The organism is Gilliamella bombicola, assembly GCF_900094945.1.
GTDB lineage: Bacteria > Pseudomonadota > Gammaproteobacteria > Enterobacterales > Orbaceae > Gilliamella > Gilliamella bombicola.
In genome coordinates this window covers 52,611-71,540 of the sequence record NZ_FMAQ01000010.1, presented here as the reverse complement: position 1 = coordinate 71,540, position 18,930 = coordinate 52,611, and the positions used below count along the sequence as shown (strand labels likewise).

Below are 18,930 nucleotides of genomic sequence, written 5' to 3'. Positions count from 1 at the left end.
AACATTATTAATTGGCGCTAATATAGTGTATTAATCGACAAAATGGATATGATAATATCTCATCTTATTTTTATATAGCGTCTAGGCTCGAATATTCAACCTTGCATTTTTTAACTGATTAACAAGATCTAACAGCGACGAGTTAAGTTGATGCATAAACTGCTGGTATGAAAATGCTTTCTTACTAATTTCGTCTAATTGTAATTCCCAATGCGCTGTCATGTCAGGCATCGACATGATATCGGGGAGAGATAAAATAAGATTTTTACCCACATCAGTTGCGCGAATTGCCTTGCCTTGGCGAGTTAAAAACTGGCGTTTAAATAACAATTCAATAATGCCCGCTCTAGTTGCTTCGGTGCCTAGTCCATCGGTTTCACGCAATATTTTTTTGATTTCAGGATCTTTAACAAATCGGGCAATTCCCGTCATTGCAGACAATAATGTTGCATCAGTAAACGGTCTTGGCGGTTGAGTTTCTTTACTAACCAGTTCGGTATCAATACATTGCACAGTTTCGCCCTTTTTAACTAATTTAGTTAATAAACCATTATTTTCATTACCATCTGTATCGGCTTCAACTTGATTATTTTTACTTCTAAACAAAACCTTCCAACCTTCGTCAAGCATTTGGTTAGCTTTAGAAACAAATTTACCGCCTTGAATATCAACATCAATTTGCAACTCAGCATATTTATAAGTTGGGTAAAATTGAGCTAAATATTGCGTTGCCACAACTTGATACACTGCTTTTTCGTTATCAGTTAAGTTTTCCATTCTAGCTTTGCGCAACGTTGGAATAATGGCGTGGTGTGCTTCAACTTTTTTATCATTCCAAGCCTTGGAACGTAATGCAAAATCAGCATCACCAATAGCGGTTTGTAGTTCAGGGCAATTATTTTCAATGGCGGACTTTACGCCTGTAATTTGTTTTAAATGCTCTTCAGGTAAAAATCGACAATCCGACCTTGGATAGGTAATTAATTTGTGTTTTTCATATAACGATTGGCAAATATCAAGTACTTCTTGAGCACTCAATCCATTCTTTTTTGCCATTTCAATTTGCAATGTAGATAAATTAAATGGCATCGGTGGCGCCAGTTCTTTCTTTTTATTACTGACTTTGTCAATTGTTCCAGATTGATTATTAATACGCTGGCAAACATTTTCAGCTAATTTTTTAACTAATACGCGCCCTTCTTCATCCTGATAAGGCGAGCAAGCTTCGCTGGGTTGCCATTTCGCTTTAAATGTTTCATTATCTTTGGTTTGTAACACGGCAAATACTTCATAAAACGGTTTGGGTACAAATTGTGCTATCTCTAAATCTCGCCTAACGACTAACCCTAAAATAGGCGTTTGTACTCGCCCTATTGATAACACGCCGCGATAACCATTTTTTTGCCCAACAATAGTACAAAGCCGGCTCATATTAATGCCATAAAGCCAATCTGCTCGAGCCCTTGCTAATGCAGAAGTGGATAAAGGGATAAAATCTTGATTACTACGCAACTGTTGTAATGACTTTTCAACAGCGCTGGCATTTAAATCGCTAATCAAACATCGTTGTATTGCTTTACGTTTATCTGGCGGTAGTTGACAATAATTTAAGACTTCATCAACTAATAACTGCCCTTCTCTGTCTGGGTCACCTGCGTGTACAATTTGATCGGCGGATTTAATCAGATCCACCAGAATATTAAATTGCTTTTTGGTATTGTCTTTTGGCATTAATATCCATTGTTCGGGTACGATAGGTAAATCGTTAATCGCCCATTTTTTATAACGAGGATCATAGATTTCTGGAGTGGCTTGCTCTAATAGATGCCCAATACACCAGCTCACAACATCGCCATTACTTGCTTTAATAAAGCCATTGCCCTTTTGATGAGGTTTAGGTAAGACATCAGCAATAGCCCGAGCTAAGCTAGGTTTTTCGGCGATAAATAAGCGATAGGACTGATTAGATTGCATAAGAATGATTGTTCATTAAAAATTCCAAAAGGTATAAGCTATTATTCATTTTTCTAAAAATATGAATCTAATTACCACCACTTTTTATATTTAAGCCAAATGACTGAAACAATACAAATGACAACAAGCAATAATATTAATCCAGCAAAAGACCACCCTTCCCCACTAAAAGGAATACCGGCTAAATTGACCCCCAGTAAACTGGTTAAAAAAGTAATCGGCGTAAAAATAATAGTGAATAGTGACATTAAGTAAATTCGTTTATTGGTCGATTCAGCCAAGAAGCTATTGATCTGCTCCATGATTGAGGCTATTCGTAATAAACAGCTATCAATATCAGAGACATAATGGTTTTGTTGATAAGAAATATCGTGTAATCGCTGACGATCATTATCATCAATCCATGATATCCGTTCAGTTGAAATCTTCACAAAAATATCACGTTGTGGCGATAATAATCGACGTAAGACAATCAATTGTTTACGGACTCGACCTATTTCTTTATAAGAAAAGATACGTTGATTTAACACAGCATCTTCTAACTTAATAATTTTATTATGAACACTATCAAAAGACAGATTAACTTGATCACTAATTAAATCAGACATTTGAATCAACCAATCAGCCACATCAACCGGTCCAATGCCTTGTTCTAAATGATCTTTTAATTCCGCAATAGCCGCAATTTCTTGATGTCGGGTTGAAATGATCATGTTATCAGTAATAAAAAAACGAAAAGTAACAATAGGATCGGGAAGTTCATTAGGAATAAAGTTAACGCCTTTTAACACGACTAAAACCCCTGATTCAAAACGAATTTCTTTGGATATTTGGTTTGGTTTTACTAACTCGTTTTTAATCAAATCAGGCACAAGATTTGTGGTATTTATCCAGTTGACGGTTTCTTGTTTAGCGAAATCTAAATGAATCCAAAATGGTTGCGAAACTGAAGGAGTGCTCTGTTCATTAAGCGGTATTGCTCTGCCTTTACCATCTAGCTGACAGCAGAAAGCCGGTTGAGCCTCTAGAAGATGTGAAACAGAAATAGAATTTACACTATTTTGATTAGTCATTATCGATCCCATTTGTTGTTTTTGCAAATTATATACTGAATCTAGCTTAAAATGGAGTCACCAATTAGTGTTTATTTATTTTTCTTAAGGCATTAAATAGACTTGAGGGACACAAGAATTATCAGGGTGATGATAAATACCCAACTCAACCCCATACCAGCGATGGATATTATCCGATGTCAAAACGTCTTTAGGTGTACCTTGTTCAACAATTTTACCCTGATTAATTAATAAGATTTTATCAGCATATAATGCTGCTAAATTGAGATCATGCAAAACACAACATACCGCCAATTTCTGCTTATGAGCAAGTTGTTTTAATAATCTTAAGGTCTGTTGTTGGTGATATAAATCAAGCGCTGAGGTGGGTTCATCTAAAAAAAGTAATTTTTCAGTCGGTTTGGGTTGCCATAATTGAGCTAAAACTCTAGCTAACTGCACACGCTGCTGCTCCCCACCCGATAAGCTACGGTAATCACGCTCAGCCAACTTTAAACAATCCGTTTGCAACATTGTTTCTTGCATAGCTTGATTAAAATCAACTTTACCATAAGGTGAACGCCCCATAGCAACCACTTCTTTTACTTTAAATGGAAACGTTAACTGGCTTTGTTGCAACATCACCGTTCTGACTTGAGACAACTGTTTTTCTGACCATTGTGATAGTGGCCTATTAAATAAATAACATTCTCCAGAAGATGGCTTTTGATAACCAGTTAACAAGCGCAAGAGTGTTGATTTACCGGCACCGTTTGGCCCAATAATAATCATAATTTCACCGGCATTTATCGTTAAAGACACGTCATTAATTAAAGTGCGGCTTGCATAACTTAAAGTCAAATGTTCAGCAATTAACATAATCGATTCCATCTATTATTTATGTTTTAAAATTAGCCACAGAAAATAAGGACCACCAATTAAACTCGTAAAAAGCCCAACAGGAATTTCGGTAGGCGCAACTAATGTCCTTGCAAATGTATCAGCAAGCAATAATAAACAAGCTCCACCTAATGCTGATGCAGGTAATAGCCAACGATGATTGGCGCCCACTTTTAATCGAATCATATGGGGAACAACTAACCCAACAAAAGCGATTATGCCACTAACTGCGACCGATGTTCCTATTAACACCGCACAAAGCAATAATAAATAGCGTTTTATTCGCTGCACATTGATGCCTAAATAATGTGCATCTTCATCGCCAAGTTGAAGAATATTAAGATGATGAGCAAGCTTAAAAACAGCAAACAGAGCGGGAGCAATAAATGATACTGCAACAAGAACCAGATCCCACGAGCCTTTACCCAAATTGCCCATCGACCATAATGAGATTTGTCGTAATTGGACTTCATCGCCTATATAACTTAGACATCCCATTATTGCTCCGATAATGGCATTAATGGCAACACCCAATAAAACCATTTTAGCCAAGTTACATTGCGAGTTTAAGCTATAAATATAAATCAATAAGCAAATCAACAAGCTACCTACAAAAGCAGCCACCATTTTACCGTAAAGCATCATAATAGGAGGAAAGATTGCTGGAAACAAAATAGATAACCCAACCATTAACGCCGCCCCACTACTGATACCTAATAAGCCAGAATCGGCTAATGGGTTCCTAAACAAGCCTTGCATCACCGCGCCGGAACTCGCTAATGCCATACCAACAACAACTGCTAATATAATTCTTGGCATGCGAATATTGAGCCAAATATTCCACAATGGATCATCTAATGGCATGTTCATTAAATGCGTGATAGATAAGTTTAAAGCACCACAATTAGCAGAAAGCAGAATAAGCGCTAAAAGGAAACAGGTTAATCCCCATAACAATGAACGATGGCTATTGGAATAATGACGATTATTTTGCACCGACTAACCTCTTTTTTGTTGATTTTTCATGTCATTTAATCAATAAGTGACTTTTAAGCTAGGGTCAACCACACTATAAGCGCGATGATCAAACTGGTTAGCAGCAATTTTATCGATAATAATTTTTGCTAAATCAATACGATAAACAAAACCATGAACTTCTTGCTGATAATAACACTCGGCATGTTGTGTCATTTCACCATCACGCAGTCCACCTGGTCTTAAGATAACAAAGTTTAACGTACTAGTTTGCAACCAAAGTTCAGCTAATGACTTTTCTCGTACGGCATGACCAAAAGCTTGTTTAGCTTTAGTCGATAGCGTAGGCCATGAATCGCCACATCCAAGTGAAGTTACCAAAACCATCTGCTTAATACCAGTTTGCTCGGCGCAATCAATAATTACTCGTTGAGCCTTATAATTTCCTGTTTCTCCCCCTAAGGTTGTCACAATCGTAGCATCCAATCCAGCTACCTCGCATAAAGATTTCACAAGCAAAGCATTAGTTGCATCACCAACATAAGTTTCAATGCCTTGATTTGCTAATTGTTTAGCAAACTCATTATCACGAACCAAAACAATGCAACGCCAATTCGGATAATTTTGCTTTGCTAGCTGCAAAACTTGATAGCCCGTTCCAAGTTTAGGACTTACACCAAAAATCAATAATGTCTTCATAATATTAACATCTTAAAATTAATTGATTTTTTTAGCTAATGCTCTAAATTTTTCTAACTGATCTGCTTTTAGTTGATGTTTTTCATCACGACCAACAAAGATTTTGAACATCGCTTGCCCCATATGATTAAGAAATATCATTGATGCGGTAGACATCTTCATAAAGTTACGCTCAATAAAAGCAATGTGCTGACAATGTTCTGCTTTGATATGACCACTTAGGCCTTTTTGATGACGTAAATTAAAGTATTTTTGGCTATGCGAGCCTGAAGGCAATTCACCCGAAATTTCAGCAATCACATCACCGGTATGAATTAAAAATAACACCTCTCCCCAAGTTGTCACTTCATCCCAAATTGCATCAAAATGGCTACCATCAACAATTTTTGCACCGGGTAAAGCTTGAATCACTTGCGTCAATGTAACATGATGATCTTGAGCAATTTTTTCTAATAATTCTTCTGGATTGGTTTGCATATAAGCAGCTAAATTTGCTAAATGAGACTGTTTTTCTACCATAATAAGATCCTTTAGTTACGAAATGTTATGTGGGTGTTTTGCGTTTTTAATAACGGAATGAGGCATTGCTGATTGACCATTGTTCGATAGTCCTGCTTGCGCTCTTTTTTGCTGTAATTCAATATATTCTGGATTGTTGAGTTGTAACAGTAATTGCTGCAAAGCTTGTAGCATGTTGCTTGACCAAAAACGCCCCGATAAGGTTAAAAACATGCAATGATCTTTATTTTTTAAAAGTCCTACTTGATGCCATTGAGCAATTAGAGGCTCAAATAATTGAAAGTGTGGCGTTAATTTTGTTAAATCAACTCGCCCCTTTTCAATACCTGCTTGCAATTGATATAACCATTCACCTACCAATGGTTGGCCGGTTAACATCATTATTGGTTTCTTTCCTTGATCAAGCTGGGCATAATATTGGTTTAAATCACGATGGAGCATAAAGGATTGACCACCTAAACGCCCACCAGCACAAGATCCAAAAGCAAAAAAATTTGAACCTTGTTTAATTAAAAAATTATATAAATTTCGTTCACGGCTGGTTTTTGCCCAATGAGAATTGGTTAAATGAACCCAACCTTGCTTAGCAAGGAACTCGGCACCTTGATGGTAAAAATCACATTTATCTATTACTGATGGTATCTCAATGCGCTTATTTTCAACACTTTTAGCCAGTGGCGTGGTTGGCAATAAATTGAGCGAATAAAGATCAACGCCATCTAAAGGTAAATTATTGGCAATGTCTAAATCTCGTTGCCACGTTTGAGCGGTTTGATTAGGTAAACCAAACATTAAATCACATACCAACGCAACACTATCACGCAATGCAATACGCTCAAAACGGTTAATAATTTGCGCTTCGGTCGATTCACGACCTAATTTTTGCCTAATTGCAGTATTAAACGTTTGCACTCCGATCGAAAAGCGATTTGCCCCCGCGTCAATATAACTATCAACACGTTCATCATCAAAATCAGAGATGCGACCTTCGATTGTAATTTCACAATCGGGTGCTAAAGGTGCATGCTGTTTGAAATAACGAATAACGCGCGCTAATTGCCCTGCGGCTAAAGCAGAAGGCGTACCACCACCAAAATAAATGGCATGAATAGGCGCTGATTGCATCGCTTTATTGTGAATTTCGAGCGATATTTCTTTTAATAAATAATCGATATATGTTTCAGTATTAAATTTTCTTAATGGATTTTGATAAAAACCACAAAATTGGCAATGAATATCACAAAAAGGAATATGGATATAAATCAACCGTTTTTTACCTGTTAAAGCGGTATTTTGGATAATTTGCCACTGAGGTACAACATCTTGCGGCGATAAAGGTAAACTGGCTTGCAAAGGCATCACTGCCCAGCGATTTTTGAAAGGTAAAGTCGCATTTTCTGCATAAAAAGGACTAACATCTAATGATTTCATAACAACAATTCTTGAACAAATAATCTTCATAAATTAAATAATAATTATTATCATTTAGCAATATTTTTTATTTATTTTTTTATAACAATTTGATATTTTTATGTATATTTTTATTTGGATATCTGTAACAAAGTTTTTAGGCACAAATTTGGCGATGTTTTAATCTATAAAAAATAGTCCAATAAATTAAATTTACTACTAATTAAAATTCTCAAAACATCATGCAATCCTATTGAAATTTTTATCGTTGCAAAAATAAATATCGTTACCTTGTTGATAATGGTTATCATTTTCATTATAGTATTTCGATTAAAAAATAACTAATCAACAGGAAATAAACGATGAAGAAAAATTTTTTCGCAAAATTAGGACTATTTTTATTCATTTTCGGCTTTAACAGCTTTATTAATTTAAGCTTTGCGAATGAAAGAATTGTTATTGCTGGAGGCTCTTTAACTGAGATCGTTTTTGCCCTTGGGGCAGGCGATCAGGTTGTTGGTGTAGACAAAACAAGTAGTTATCCTAGTAAAGCCAAACAGCTTCCTCAAATTGGTTATTGGAAATTGTTAAATATTGAAGGAATCTTATCGCTTAAACCCTCGCTATTTATTACATTAAGTGATGCCGAGCCTGATAACATCATAAGCCAAGTCACTCAAGCAAAAGTTGATGTTTTATCGTTACAACGAGTACCGGGAACGACCGAATTACTTTATGCTAATATCGAGAAAATTGCCGATAAATTAAATAAACAACCACAAGGGCAACTGTTAATCAACAAAATAAAAACCAACCTAACAAAAATTCAAGAAAAAATCAGCAATCACCCTAATAAGCCAAAAGTCCTTTTTTTAATGAGCATGGGTGGAACGAATTCGGTCGCAGGTAAAAATACCACCGCCGATGCCCTCATCACTATCGCAGGAGGGGAAAATCTTGCCAAACATACAAGCTACAAAACCTATACAGCGGAATCCCTAATTGCCATGGATCCTGAAATTATTGTATTAAACAAACATTCAATTGAACAATTAGGTGGAATGGAAAAATTAAATACTATTGCAGGAATAACAGAAACATCGGCTTATAAAAATCACCGCATTATTGCCATTGACGATAGCTATCTTTTTGGTATTGGACCAAGAGTTGACGAAGTTGCCCAAATACTTTATCAACATTTTTATCCTCAATAATATTGGATAACTAATTTGTAACATAATAATTATATTTAATTTATAACAATTTTAAGCGAAGCAATTGAAGCGTATTATTTAATTTATTATGTTTGAAAGGAATAAAATGCTTAACTTTACTCATTTTAAAAAAACTAGCACATTGGCTTTAAGCTTGTCCTTTATCATGCCCGCAATCGCAGCAGAAAATAATGATAAAGAAAAGTACAATGACGTTATGACAGTCACTGCACACGAAGCAACAAAAAAAACCGGCACTAATACCGAAATTTCTGAACAAGAAATCAGACGCGATGGCGGAACCAATTTTGGCACACTTATGCGCTATCAACCGCTTATTTCAGCGCCGGGGAACATTTCAGGATCTGGCAGTGGTAAAAGTAGTTGGGATCGCGGTGGATTTACTGGCTATAACATTCGCGGTTTAGATGCCAACCGAGTTTCCATCGACATTGACGGCATGCCCTTACCCATCGCACAAGGACGCGTCAACTCAGTAGGTCGAGCTGGATTTGGTACTTACGGCATTGGGCGTGATTATATTGATACCTACATGTATAACAAAGTCGATATCCAATCAGGTGCAACATCCGTTAGTAATGCTAACAATGCATTAGGAGGATCGGTATCATTCCAAACCAAAACTGCAAGTTACTACCTATACCCTGGCAAAACAAGCTATTTTGGCTTCCAAAACAATTATGACAGTACCGATAGAAGTTACCATCAAGGATTAACCATAGCAGGTGGTGATGATTACCTTAATGGCATTCTTGTATTAAGTCGTCGTGATGGTCAGCAAGGTCGCAATCATGGTGATTCAATCAACAATTACCCAGAAAATTGGCATTCAAATTCAATATTGGCTGGATTCGGATGGCAAATGAATGATGAACATTTACTTAATACCACTGCTGATTACAACGGCAAAACCAAAAATTCACATTACGACACATGGGATAAATATGGTAAAAAAATCGAATCCTTTGATCACCAAAGAAGCAAAAATAACCGTTTTAATCTAGCCATCAAAGATCAATGGAAACCAACCAACATTAGCTGGATTGATAGCTTAACCACCCAACTCAATTATCAACAAACTCACGTTTACGATAATACAGACTTAAAACACACATCTAGAGGCAATTTCAACACACAAACACACTACAACACCAAGGCTTATAACTTTATTACAACCCTCTTAAAAAATTATGAAAATCAAAAAATCAGTGCGGGTTTAAATGCAAAATGGAGCAAAGATGAATCACCATTTTACACATCGGCAAAATCACAATATGGAAGAATCTTTCCGGATGGCGATTACACCAAGCCTCAAGCTGATAGCCGTAGTTATCAATTAGGTGGATTTGTTGAAGATCGTATTAGCTTTAACGTCAATAACAGCAATAACTTCTATTTGGTCCCAGGAGCAAGAGCAATATACCAAAACACCAAACCGCGTCATCTTGAAAACATGAGTGTAACAAACATAAACTCAAGTCAACTTGGCAAACAGTACAACGGCAATAGTGATTTTAAAATATTACCATCCATGTCATTAATGTATGACATCACCCCAAATATGACCACTTACTTACAATACAAACGTGGCGCACAAATGCCAAATCAAAACCAATTATATGGTTCATATTTAGCGCATAGCCAAATGTATGTACTCGTGGGTGATTCTAATCTAAAAACCGAAACCAGTGATAATTTTGAATTAGGACTAAAAGGACAACCAACGGCAGGCGTTACATTATCAACGGCAGCTTTTTATAATAAATACAAAAACTTCATTGCTTATTCTCGTTACAAAAAGAATTTTGTCGGAACAGGTAACCGTATCGTTTATCAATCGGAAAACCGAGATAAAGCCTACATTTACGGTGCCGAACTCAGCAGTGAATTTAATATAGGCACATGGTTTGAATCTATAAACGGTTTAAGCGCAAGACTTGCTATCGGCTACAACCAAGGTAAATCAAAATCTAGCTATCTAGGCGACAAATATATCGAAATGGACACCATATCACCATTAAAAAGCATCATTGGTCTAGCATGGGATGACCCTAACAAATACTATGGTTTCGCATTGACCACAACCTTCCAAAAAGGCAAAAAAACAGACGGCACAACGCGTGAAACCTACAACAATGACGGTAAGCCAATCAAAGATTCAACCGATGACTATTTTAGAATTGCAGGACATGGAATTGTTGATTTAACAGGTTATATTAATATCACTAAAAACGTAAAATTAAGCGGTGGTATTTATAATCTGACCGACCAAAAATACTGGGATTATCTAAGTAATAATAAACTATACAAAACATCAAATTATAAATATCTAGAAATGTTTACCGCACCGGGTAGAACATTCCAATTAGGTATGGATATTGATTTTTAATTGTAAATCAAAAATGATGTGTTGTTTTGGATCAACCCGTTTAGACGGGTTGTTTTTTTTTACGTTTTCTTTGGTAAAATCATGAAAAATTTTAATAAAATTATTAACCACTCTTTAGCAGTTAAATGGCTATTGCCTAGAGTAAGTTATTGTTGATTTTGCGGACTTGTTGGTCATCAGCGTCCTACCGTAGTTATGTAAGTAATTGATTTGTTTAAAAACAGCAAAATAAAAACTTCAATAAAATCAATAACTTTCCTGGCTGATTTTTGGATAATTATTGCGTTTCTTTTGATAAAAAGTAACTCATAAAAACCACTCAAGGTTATGTTGCCTATCTTATTCCGTCGTCATAATGTGCCAATAACCGAGCGAGATCAGCACGTCAAACAAGAATGATAGCGATGCTATGCTTCAATCGGAAACACAAATTTGTCTGAAACAAATTTGAATATAGGTGGCTTCAAAGAGATAAGTAGCGTAGTAACCGCAGACCATGTTCTGTAACTTAAAGCGAGGGGGGAGGTAAGGAATTCGCTTTAATTGTTTAAACTCGGACGTGGACACTATAACTATTTTTTTCACTAAAGGTCAAAACATCCTAAACCTTACCACACTAGAATAGACTGTAGCTTTCAATCGCAACAGCGCGGACAGCGCTGTTCTTTGACAAATTATCCTCTATTTACATCATTTCCCTCCCTTAGCCAAAGGACTAAAAGCTAAGGTGAGGTGCAAACAGCATAGAGGTCACTGGACGCTATGTAGCTGTAAACAACACCGCCGCCAGAACTGACAGCAAACGGAGTGCTACCAGCTACGTCGCTTGCCCAATAGTAGTTATAGACGAAACCCACATCAGCATAATAGTTCATATAGCCCCACTCAGTGAAAAAACCTGCACCTATATGACGCATGTAATTATTATCAGATGACCTAGGCGTGGCGCCATCTATGCCTCCAGAGCATGGGAAATAATGATGCACACCACATTTCGCGTTAGTCAAATCCTTTACCTTAGCAAGACGATAACCCAAACGGCTACACCAAGATATTTGATTAGACTGGGTATCGTGTTTACCACCGCGATTGACGAACCACTGCCTCAACACAAATCCATACCTCACCTCATTACCACGACTATCCCTTCCCACCAACTCAAAAGTCTGCGGCAAAGAGGGTACAGTTAGTGGACTAGGATTTGCTGAACTTATCTGATTACTATCCGCTCTAGGACCATTTAACATTACCCGTGTTACATAATGGGATTTATCACTAATCCAAATATCAGCCGGTCTGCTATTTCTCTCCGGATCTATGAATGAACCAGAATGAGGCCTTGTCCAACTCACCGTTGCCCTTATACTACCATTCGTAACAACAGACCACATCAACTCACTTCCATCCACTCCACCTATATCTAAATCAAAATACAAACCATCTAAACCCGTTGTCGGAAAATTAAGATCGTAAGATGACAAACTTGTTGACTGAACTAAAAAACCCCTATTTTGATCCCAAATGCTGGCTGGACCAGCAAGGCTAGGATTATCTCTAAAATCAAGATTACCACCGCCATATATCAAATTCACCCTTACGTAACAGATTTTTGGCAATTCATTTGGATTGATATAATACGACACCGTACTACCACTGAAAATACTGCTATTCGGCACGCCATACTGTGTAGCTAAGCTGCCTCCAGTACTACTTAATGTTACCTTATAAGGCGCATCACATATATCTAATGTATCGCTACGACTTACTGTATGGCCATTCTTGTCAGTGAAACTTACCGATATACTCCCCGTCGCTGTTATGCCATTTGCCCCCTGTCCATCTCCATCATCATCTCCCCAATAATGATATCTATTCACTAAATCATTTAAATTCAATAAATTAGTTGATGATGGTACCGACATGCTTATATCACCCAAAGTTCTTCCGTTAATTAACTTTATCGGATTTGTTGTGTCTGATGTATTAGTTGACGGCGTGATGGTTCTACCATCAGGCAATGTAATAGCCAATAAACTATCCACTGAATTCGCCCTAGTTCGACCACCATCAAACGTTAAATAAGGTGCATTCCCCTCAATAACCTTTGTGGTTTGCGCCGATAATGCCTGAGAACTTTGCGAATACAGCAATAGCAACAACGGTACAGAAACCAACCATGACTTGAATAATTTAGACAAATTAGCTAGGAAAAGTAAGTTCCTCGACCTCAGCGATGAAGTCAGGTTCGATAACTTTGGTGATAAAAATAAGAATTGAGTCTGATTTCGACTACGGTGATATTGAAAAAGATTTAGGGCGTAGATTTGGCATGCCAGATGCCAGATGCCAGATGCCGATTATGATAGCGCATTTCGATTATCCTGTCAATTAACTTTTTGTTTTATTTTATTTTTTTAAAATTAACCACTCAACTAATGAGCATTCCCTTGCTATAAGGGAGCCTAAATTATAGCCGATTGAAAAATAATGTGCTAATTTTTTTGTTAAATGGATAAGTTTAAGCTTGTGTTGACGTATTTTGGGGTATGGTTTTGGTGGTATTTTTGACTAAAAACCACCAAAAAAAAACTAAATAAAATCAATATCTTTTCTGACAGATTTTTAATTGGTTATTGCTAATAACGATGTATGTGCAATTATTTTTTTATAGTTTTATCCAAAAAACGATTGAATATACATAACTAAAGACAATAAACATAATAGAAAAAATACCTAAACCATAAGAAAACTTATTCTTACTTGATTTTACAAGTATAATTCCTACAATCAATAAGGAAAGATAAAAATACCAGAAATGCATTGGTGCATAAACAAAGATAACTCTAAGCAAAAAATAAAATATGTTAACTAAGTCCCATTCGTACATTTAATTTATCATCCATTAATATTTTTTATTCATTATATATTCTCTTTTCATTATTACTATCAGCAACTATTTTTAGTTTGTGCTATATATTCATAATGCAAAAAAATATCGTGCTGTTTTTTTTTCTATAAAAGATTGGAAACGATTATTTTTCTGGTAACGGCATAACCGCTGTTTCTTTATATTCTTTTGTCTTTTTATCCCACTCTTGTAATTTGAATATACAAAAGAATTTCTTTTTATCCTCTGTTGGCTTAGCGCCGATAGATAGCAAGTAATCGGTATCTTTTTTCGGTATAAATACTATTTTTTTGTTATTCCATTTACATGTAACCAATTCAGTGTAACCACGATGGAACCATCCCGGTTCTTGTTTTTTATATCTATAAACAGCCACATTAAAAATAAACGGCTTATCTGGCACTATATTGAGCTGATTTATTGGTTTTGCATTTTCATCCGAAACCTGTACGCCATGAATGTCGGTAACAATGGGCGCATAAGTTTCATCACCAAATCGATAAGCCATGAAATATCCTAATTTGCTTGTATTTGTTAGGTCAAATACACTTAATCTGCTTGCAGTAAAATCATCTGAGCCCACTTGTACTACAGTAATCCTAGCCTTAGGTTGTTTACCTTTTGGCTCAACATCTGAATAAAAACGAGCTTTTGCTAAATATTCTTCTTGCTTTTTTTTTGCGCTATCAGCTTGTTTTGTTGAAGTATCTTGTGCACACGATGTGATTAATAGCGAACAGATAATAAAAGTGGATAATTTTAATAATTTATACATTATTTTCCCTCGTTATTTTTATAGTGAAATCAAAGGATAATATATATTTCAATTTAAAGAAAGAATTTTAGTTTTTATTAAGTTGATTTGATTAATGTTAATTTTATCCTCAACAAAACTCTAATTTGTGAACTATGGCTTAGAATTGCCTTAAGGTAATATCTTTGATAACTCATGACCTTAAAACTAAATATTTATCAACCATTTTGTTAACGCTAAAAGCCTTAATTTGGGTCTGATGATTTTGACAAATTGTTTCTAACTTTTTAATTATTTTTGTAAGTTAAACGCAATCTGAAATAAATCACATTATTGGTCACTGTTCCAATAAAAATAGAATGTTTATTTAACTTACAAAAATATTAAATATATTATAGACAAACCCTCTTAAAGGGTTTGTCTATAACTGTTATTTCATTCTGGTGCAATTTGCCTCTTCTTTAATTTTATTATTCGATGAACTATATTCGATATCTTTAGTTATTGTTTCTCGCTCATAAGTCAAAATAAATTTATCATTGCTTTCTTTTTGTAATGATCGTGTCTTTTTGCTAAAAAAGTAATCCGTTTCTTCTTGTTTTGTTTTATTATCATAAGTTTCTACAAGGCTTTCTTTGTCCCAATGTCCTGTTTTTAGATTTTTAGAATATAAAGAATTATTCTCATATTTAAATGACATTAACACATATTCATCATTATATTTTTTTTTAAATTCCTCAAAACCATTGCCATTCCAATCAGAGTTATAGAATGTCACTTTACAACTCCATTCGCCTACAAACATTTCATCCGATACTCGTTTTTCACCACAACCAGATAAAATTATTCCCAAAAAAGCAACTAAAAATATTTTTTTCATACCATCTCCTTAATTAAATCTAGATAATAGTATGAAACTTATCAATTAATAGCAATGAAAAATCCTCATCAAGTAATCATACAGATATTTTTTTAAAATCATTCAACGAAATAAATTAAACATAATAGCGGCTTTATCTTTTCTAATAATTGCTATACATCTTACGACCCACCCTCCAAAATTTCACATCAAAAAGCAATCAACATAAAATAATGCAAAATAAATTTACTTTCGTTTTATATGTGTATGATGCCCGAAGATTTTGAAATTGAGCTATCAGGCGAGTGCTACATTATCAACAGCGACGACGAGCACAATTATGTATTCTATCAAACGCAGAAAACACTATACGATATCGCTGATTTTGTGATGCTACATGATGCTGTTGAATATTGTAAGTTGAAGATTGATAGTGTGTTTGTTAATATTCCAATCATCTAATTGAATCGAGTGGCGCTATGAAATATATACATATAATTAAATTTTTAATGACTCATGATTTGACTTTTCTTAAAGAGTGTTGGCGCGTTGAATTTTTAAAAAAATCAAAATTTAGCTGGAAACATTTATTAAAAAAATTAATAGAAAAAGAAAACACATATATTGCGTGGTGGCGATTAGCTAGTGAAATGGCAAAATATGGAAATAAAAAGCAAAGAAAGCTAGCGTACAAAATAAATAAATATTTAATAGTGCGATACGCTGTAGAAATAGGATTAGAAAATACTTTTATTGATGTAGGATTCTCTATTACGCATTATTCATCAATAGTTTTTTATGACAACATAAGAGCAGGTAAAAACCTAAGCATACGACAAAATACAACTATAGGCAGTAAAGATGAGGGGGCGTGCTTTATTTTGGGGGATAATGTTACTATTGGCGCTAATGTCTGTATATTAGGTGGAAAAATAAAAATAGGAAATAATGTCGTGATTGGTGCAATGTCATTTGTAAATAAAGATATTCCAGATAACTGCACTGTTTATACGCAAAAAACAAATACAATTATCCAGAATAATTGATTATTACGGTGGTTTTTCTGGCTACTTGATTTCAGGTTCTGCATCTAAATCAATGCGATCTAATAATGCCCTATTTTTTCATTCTTTTAACTAATCTTTTCGTCTGATACTCGTAGCTCAAAATCCATTATTTACTGAATTACCTTATTCAAGGTTCTTATCACATACTGATGGAACCTTATATCAATTCTCATCATATAAGCATAAATTAGCTATTTACAAGCATAGGTATCTCAACAATTGCTACCATTTTGATCGCTAATTTTTTTGCCTAAAACATGTTGTTGTCCAAACATCTAGCTCGCTAGGTTTTTTTGTTTGAATATATCTAGAACTATAAGTGTGTACATATTTAAATTCATCATCTGAAACATATTGATATTCCCATATATATTCATACTCAATGTTTTTATCTAGATTATGATGCTCTTTTCTATAGCGTTTAAATGAAAATTTTTCCGGTACTAAATTATAAGATTGTTTCGTCATTGAGTTGTCTTCATGTTTTTCATATCTTACGGGGATGTCATTTATCTCATAATTTCTTTCGTCATTGGCATTTTTTCCTATATTGTATACCCCTTGGTTATGACATATCCATTTCCCAATTAGCATATCTTCTGTAACTTCAGGCGAACATCCAGACAAAGCAAATGCCATTAGTAAAAATGCAACTATCCTTTTTAACATTATTATTCCTTTTTTATTATTATAAAGTTAAATTATAACAAATCATTCTAGATAGCTCATTTATTATTTGTTTTTAGTATACTTCTCAATAACATTTAGCAAATACTCTTTATATCAGATGCTGTCGTCGAACATTGATATTTTTATTGTATTTAGATGGTCATTAACCATTCCCAATATTGTCTTCTAATTCAGTTAAGTAATAAGAAAACTCAATTTGCAGCCATGTCTCCTATCCTCTAATATTCTGTTTATCAATTATCTTTAATTTTTGGCAAAATACACGGCTACTTTTAAATGTATCTGATATCTTTTCATAATAATGAATTTGAATTCTATTCAGAATAAAAATTAAAGCACAGTTAATCTGTAAAATCCAACTTAAGCAGTTAAATTTTATAAAACATTAGAAATTGGTTTAACTTATTGATTTTAATGGCGTCCCCTACAGGATTCGAACCTGTGACCTACGGCTTAGAAGGCCGTTGCTCTATCCAGCTGAGCTAAGGAGACTGGGATTGGATTTGTTGGTTAGACGCTGTGTATTATATAAAGCTATTTCTATCCGTCAATGATTTTTAATGGTTTATTGCGTTGGATTGTCAAAATATCACCAATCTAGGTGTTTATTTTTTGTTTTGGTCATGAATATAGACGACCTATAAGCAATTTGATTTGATGACTATTTGATATATAGCGCTTTATTTGTTAATCGTTTTTGATTTTAGTTATTTTCCTCTATTTTTTCAGGTTGCTTTATTTTTTTGTTGGCTATTTGGCATAGTTCTTCGCATTTGCTTTTTTTCATCACTTCAATAATGTGTGATAACTGTGCTTCAAATGCCGGTTGTTGGGTTATTAGCGTTTCAGCCTTTTCGATAATCTGTAGCTTTTGTTGTTCAGTTATCACATTTGCATAATTTTCAGCCGATTGTTCTAGAGTGGTGATAATATTAAGTTTGGATTGTTCAGTTAGACAGTCCGGTAGTTCCATCCACTTAAATCCACCATAATAGTATTTTAACATTTCTGCTTGTATCATTTTTGTACTATATTTTATAACTCCACCCTTCTCCGCTTCTGGAAGTTCTTTATAAAACTGGTTAACCTGCTGTGATATTGCCGCAAAATATTTTATATTAAAATTACTTAATAGAATGATTTCAGCTTGGAATTTTTTTAGGTTATTGGTTAGGTCTTGGCTCGTTAATTGGTTTGATTTATTTGGCGAAAAGATTAAATACATTTCTACTATATAATTAATATAGTTGGTGATTTGCAATTGTTCGTCTAATTTATCGTTTGAAAAATTTCCAATAAGTTTGGGATCGGTGAATTTGCTAAGGATTGCTTTACCTTTTGCTGTATCTAATCTAGGTAATGTTTTTTGAGATTCAATTTGTTTAATTAATAGATAAAACTGCGTGTTGTCAGAGTGATAATTAAAGTCTATCGCATGCGCAAAGCAACTGATTAATATTAATATGGCACTTATCATTAACTTCATATTTTGTATTCCT

Annotated in this window: 15 protein-coding genes, 1 tRNA gene and 1 pseudogene; 4 read left to right on the top strand and 13 right to left on the bottom strand. The window is 34.6% G+C overall.

The features are described from left to right. Window positions 1–81 precede the first annotated feature (81 nt). From GA0061081_RS08470 to hutW, 7 genes and pseudogenes are all read right to left on the bottom strand, one after another. Window positions 82–1,974: a DNA topoisomerase III gene (locus GA0061081_RS08470; RefSeq protein WP_091349722.1), complete on the bottom strand. Its 1,893-nt coding sequence runs from the start codon at window positions 1,972–1,974 to the stop codon at window positions 82–84. 71 nt (window positions 1,975–2,045) lie between these two features. Next, window positions 2,046–3,047, bottom strand: coding sequence for a zinc transporter ZntB (gene zntB / locus GA0061081_RS08465; RefSeq protein WP_167349336.1), 1,002 nt, complete (start codon window positions 3,045–3,047; stop codon window positions 2,046–2,048). A gap of 84 nt (window positions 3,048–3,131) precedes the next feature. Then, window positions 3,132–3,905 carry a heme ABC transporter ATP-binding protein gene (locus GA0061081_RS08460; protein ID WP_202983801.1) on the bottom strand — a complete coding sequence of 258 codons (774 nt, stop codon included), beginning with the start codon at window positions 3,903–3,905 and terminating at the stop codon, window positions 3,132–3,134. A gap of 15 nt (window positions 3,906–3,920) precedes the next feature. Next, the gene (locus GA0061081_RS08455) at window positions 3,921–4,922 is read right to left on the bottom strand and encodes a FecCD family ABC transporter permease (protein ID WP_245176388.1); all 1,002 of its coding nucleotides are present in this window, start codon (window positions 4,920–4,922) and stop codon (window positions 3,921–3,923) included. A 39-nt stretch (window positions 4,923–4,961) separates the two neighbouring features. Then, window positions 4,962–5,600, bottom strand: a complete 639-nt coding sequence (locus GA0061081_RS08450) for an NAD(P)H-binding protein (protein ID WP_091349712.1) — start codon at window positions 5,598–5,600, stop codon at window positions 4,962–4,964. Window positions 5,601–5,618: 18 nt separating this feature from the next. Further along, window positions 5,619–6,119: a heme utilization cystosolic carrier protein HutX gene (gene hutX / locus GA0061081_RS08445; RefSeq protein ID WP_091349708.1), complete on the bottom strand. Its 501-nt coding sequence runs from the start codon at window positions 6,117–6,119 to the stop codon at window positions 5,619–5,621. A 126-nt stretch (window positions 6,120–6,245) separates the two neighbouring features. Further along, window positions 6,246–7,550: pseudogene (gene hutW, locus GA0061081_RS08440) on the bottom strand (heme anaerobic degradation radical SAM methyltransferase ChuW/HutW); the annotation flags it as partial. A gap of 341 nt (window positions 7,551–7,891) precedes the next feature. Between hutW and GA0061081_RS08435 the strand changes: the two are divergent. Beyond that, window positions 7,892–8,743: a heme/hemin ABC transporter substrate-binding protein gene (locus tag GA0061081_RS08435; protein WP_091349702.1), complete on the top strand. Its 852-nt coding sequence runs from the start codon at window positions 7,892–7,894 to the stop codon at window positions 8,741–8,743. A gap of 106 nt (window positions 8,744–8,849) precedes the next feature. Then, a complete protein-coding gene (locus GA0061081_RS08430; RefSeq protein WP_167349335.1) occupies window positions 8,850–11,153 on the top strand; it encodes a TonB-dependent receptor domain-containing protein in 2,304 nt (767 codons plus the stop codon). A gap of 722 nt (window positions 11,154–11,875) precedes the next feature. On the opposite strand, the gene GA0061081_RS08425 is transcribed toward GA0061081_RS08430, so the two are convergent. The 3 genes from GA0061081_RS08425 to GA0061081_RS08415 all read right to left on the bottom strand — a co-directional run bounded on the left by GA0061081_RS08425 (window position 11,876) and on the right by GA0061081_RS08415 (window position 15,695). Then, the gene (locus tag GA0061081_RS08425) at window positions 11,876–13,351 is read right to left on the bottom strand and encodes a hypothetical protein (protein WP_091349695.1); all 1,476 of its coding nucleotides are present in this window, start codon (window positions 13,349–13,351) and stop codon (window positions 11,876–11,878) included. A gap of 834 nt (window positions 13,352–14,185) precedes the next feature. Further along, window positions 14,186–14,836 (bottom strand): hypothetical protein, encoded by a 651-nt coding sequence (locus GA0061081_RS08420; protein ID WP_091349692.1) that lies wholly within the window; start codon window positions 14,834–14,836, stop codon window positions 14,186–14,188. A 409-nt stretch (window positions 14,837–15,245) separates the two neighbouring features. Further along, window positions 15,246–15,695 (bottom strand): hypothetical protein, encoded by a 450-nt coding sequence (locus GA0061081_RS08415; RefSeq protein ID WP_091349688.1) that lies wholly within the window; start codon window positions 15,693–15,695, stop codon window positions 15,246–15,248. A gap of 249 nt (window positions 15,696–15,944) precedes the next feature. Here GA0061081_RS08415 and GA0061081_RS08410 point away from each other — a divergent pair, with 249 nt between their 5' ends. Together GA0061081_RS08410 and GA0061081_RS08405 are read left to right on the top strand one after the other, a co-directional pair. After that, window positions 15,945–16,136 (top strand): hypothetical protein, encoded by a 192-nt coding sequence (locus GA0061081_RS08410; protein ID WP_091349685.1) that lies wholly within the window; start codon window positions 15,945–15,947, stop codon window positions 16,134–16,136. Between the two features lie 17 nt (window positions 16,137–16,153). Beyond that, window positions 16,154–16,720: an LbetaH domain-containing protein gene (locus GA0061081_RS08405; RefSeq protein ID WP_091349681.1), complete on the top strand. Its 567-nt coding sequence runs from the start codon at window positions 16,154–16,156 to the stop codon at window positions 16,718–16,720. Between the two features lie 258 nt (window positions 16,721–16,978). Here GA0061081_RS08405 and GA0061081_RS08400 read toward each other — a convergent pair whose 3' ends face one another. From GA0061081_RS08400 to GA0061081_RS08390, 3 genes are all read right to left on the bottom strand, one after another. Then, window positions 16,979–17,410, bottom strand: coding sequence for a hypothetical protein (locus GA0061081_RS08400; protein WP_091349677.1), 432 nt, complete (start codon window positions 17,408–17,410; stop codon window positions 16,979–16,981). Between the two features lie 436 nt (window positions 17,411–17,846). Next, window positions 17,847–17,923, bottom strand: a tRNA-Arg gene (locus GA0061081_RS08395). Between the two features lie 211 nt (window positions 17,924–18,134). After that, window positions 18,135–18,917, bottom strand: a complete 783-nt coding sequence (locus GA0061081_RS08390) for a hypothetical protein (RefSeq protein ID WP_091349675.1) — start codon at window positions 18,915–18,917, stop codon at window positions 18,135–18,137. Window positions 18,918–18,930: the final 13 nt, after the last annotated feature.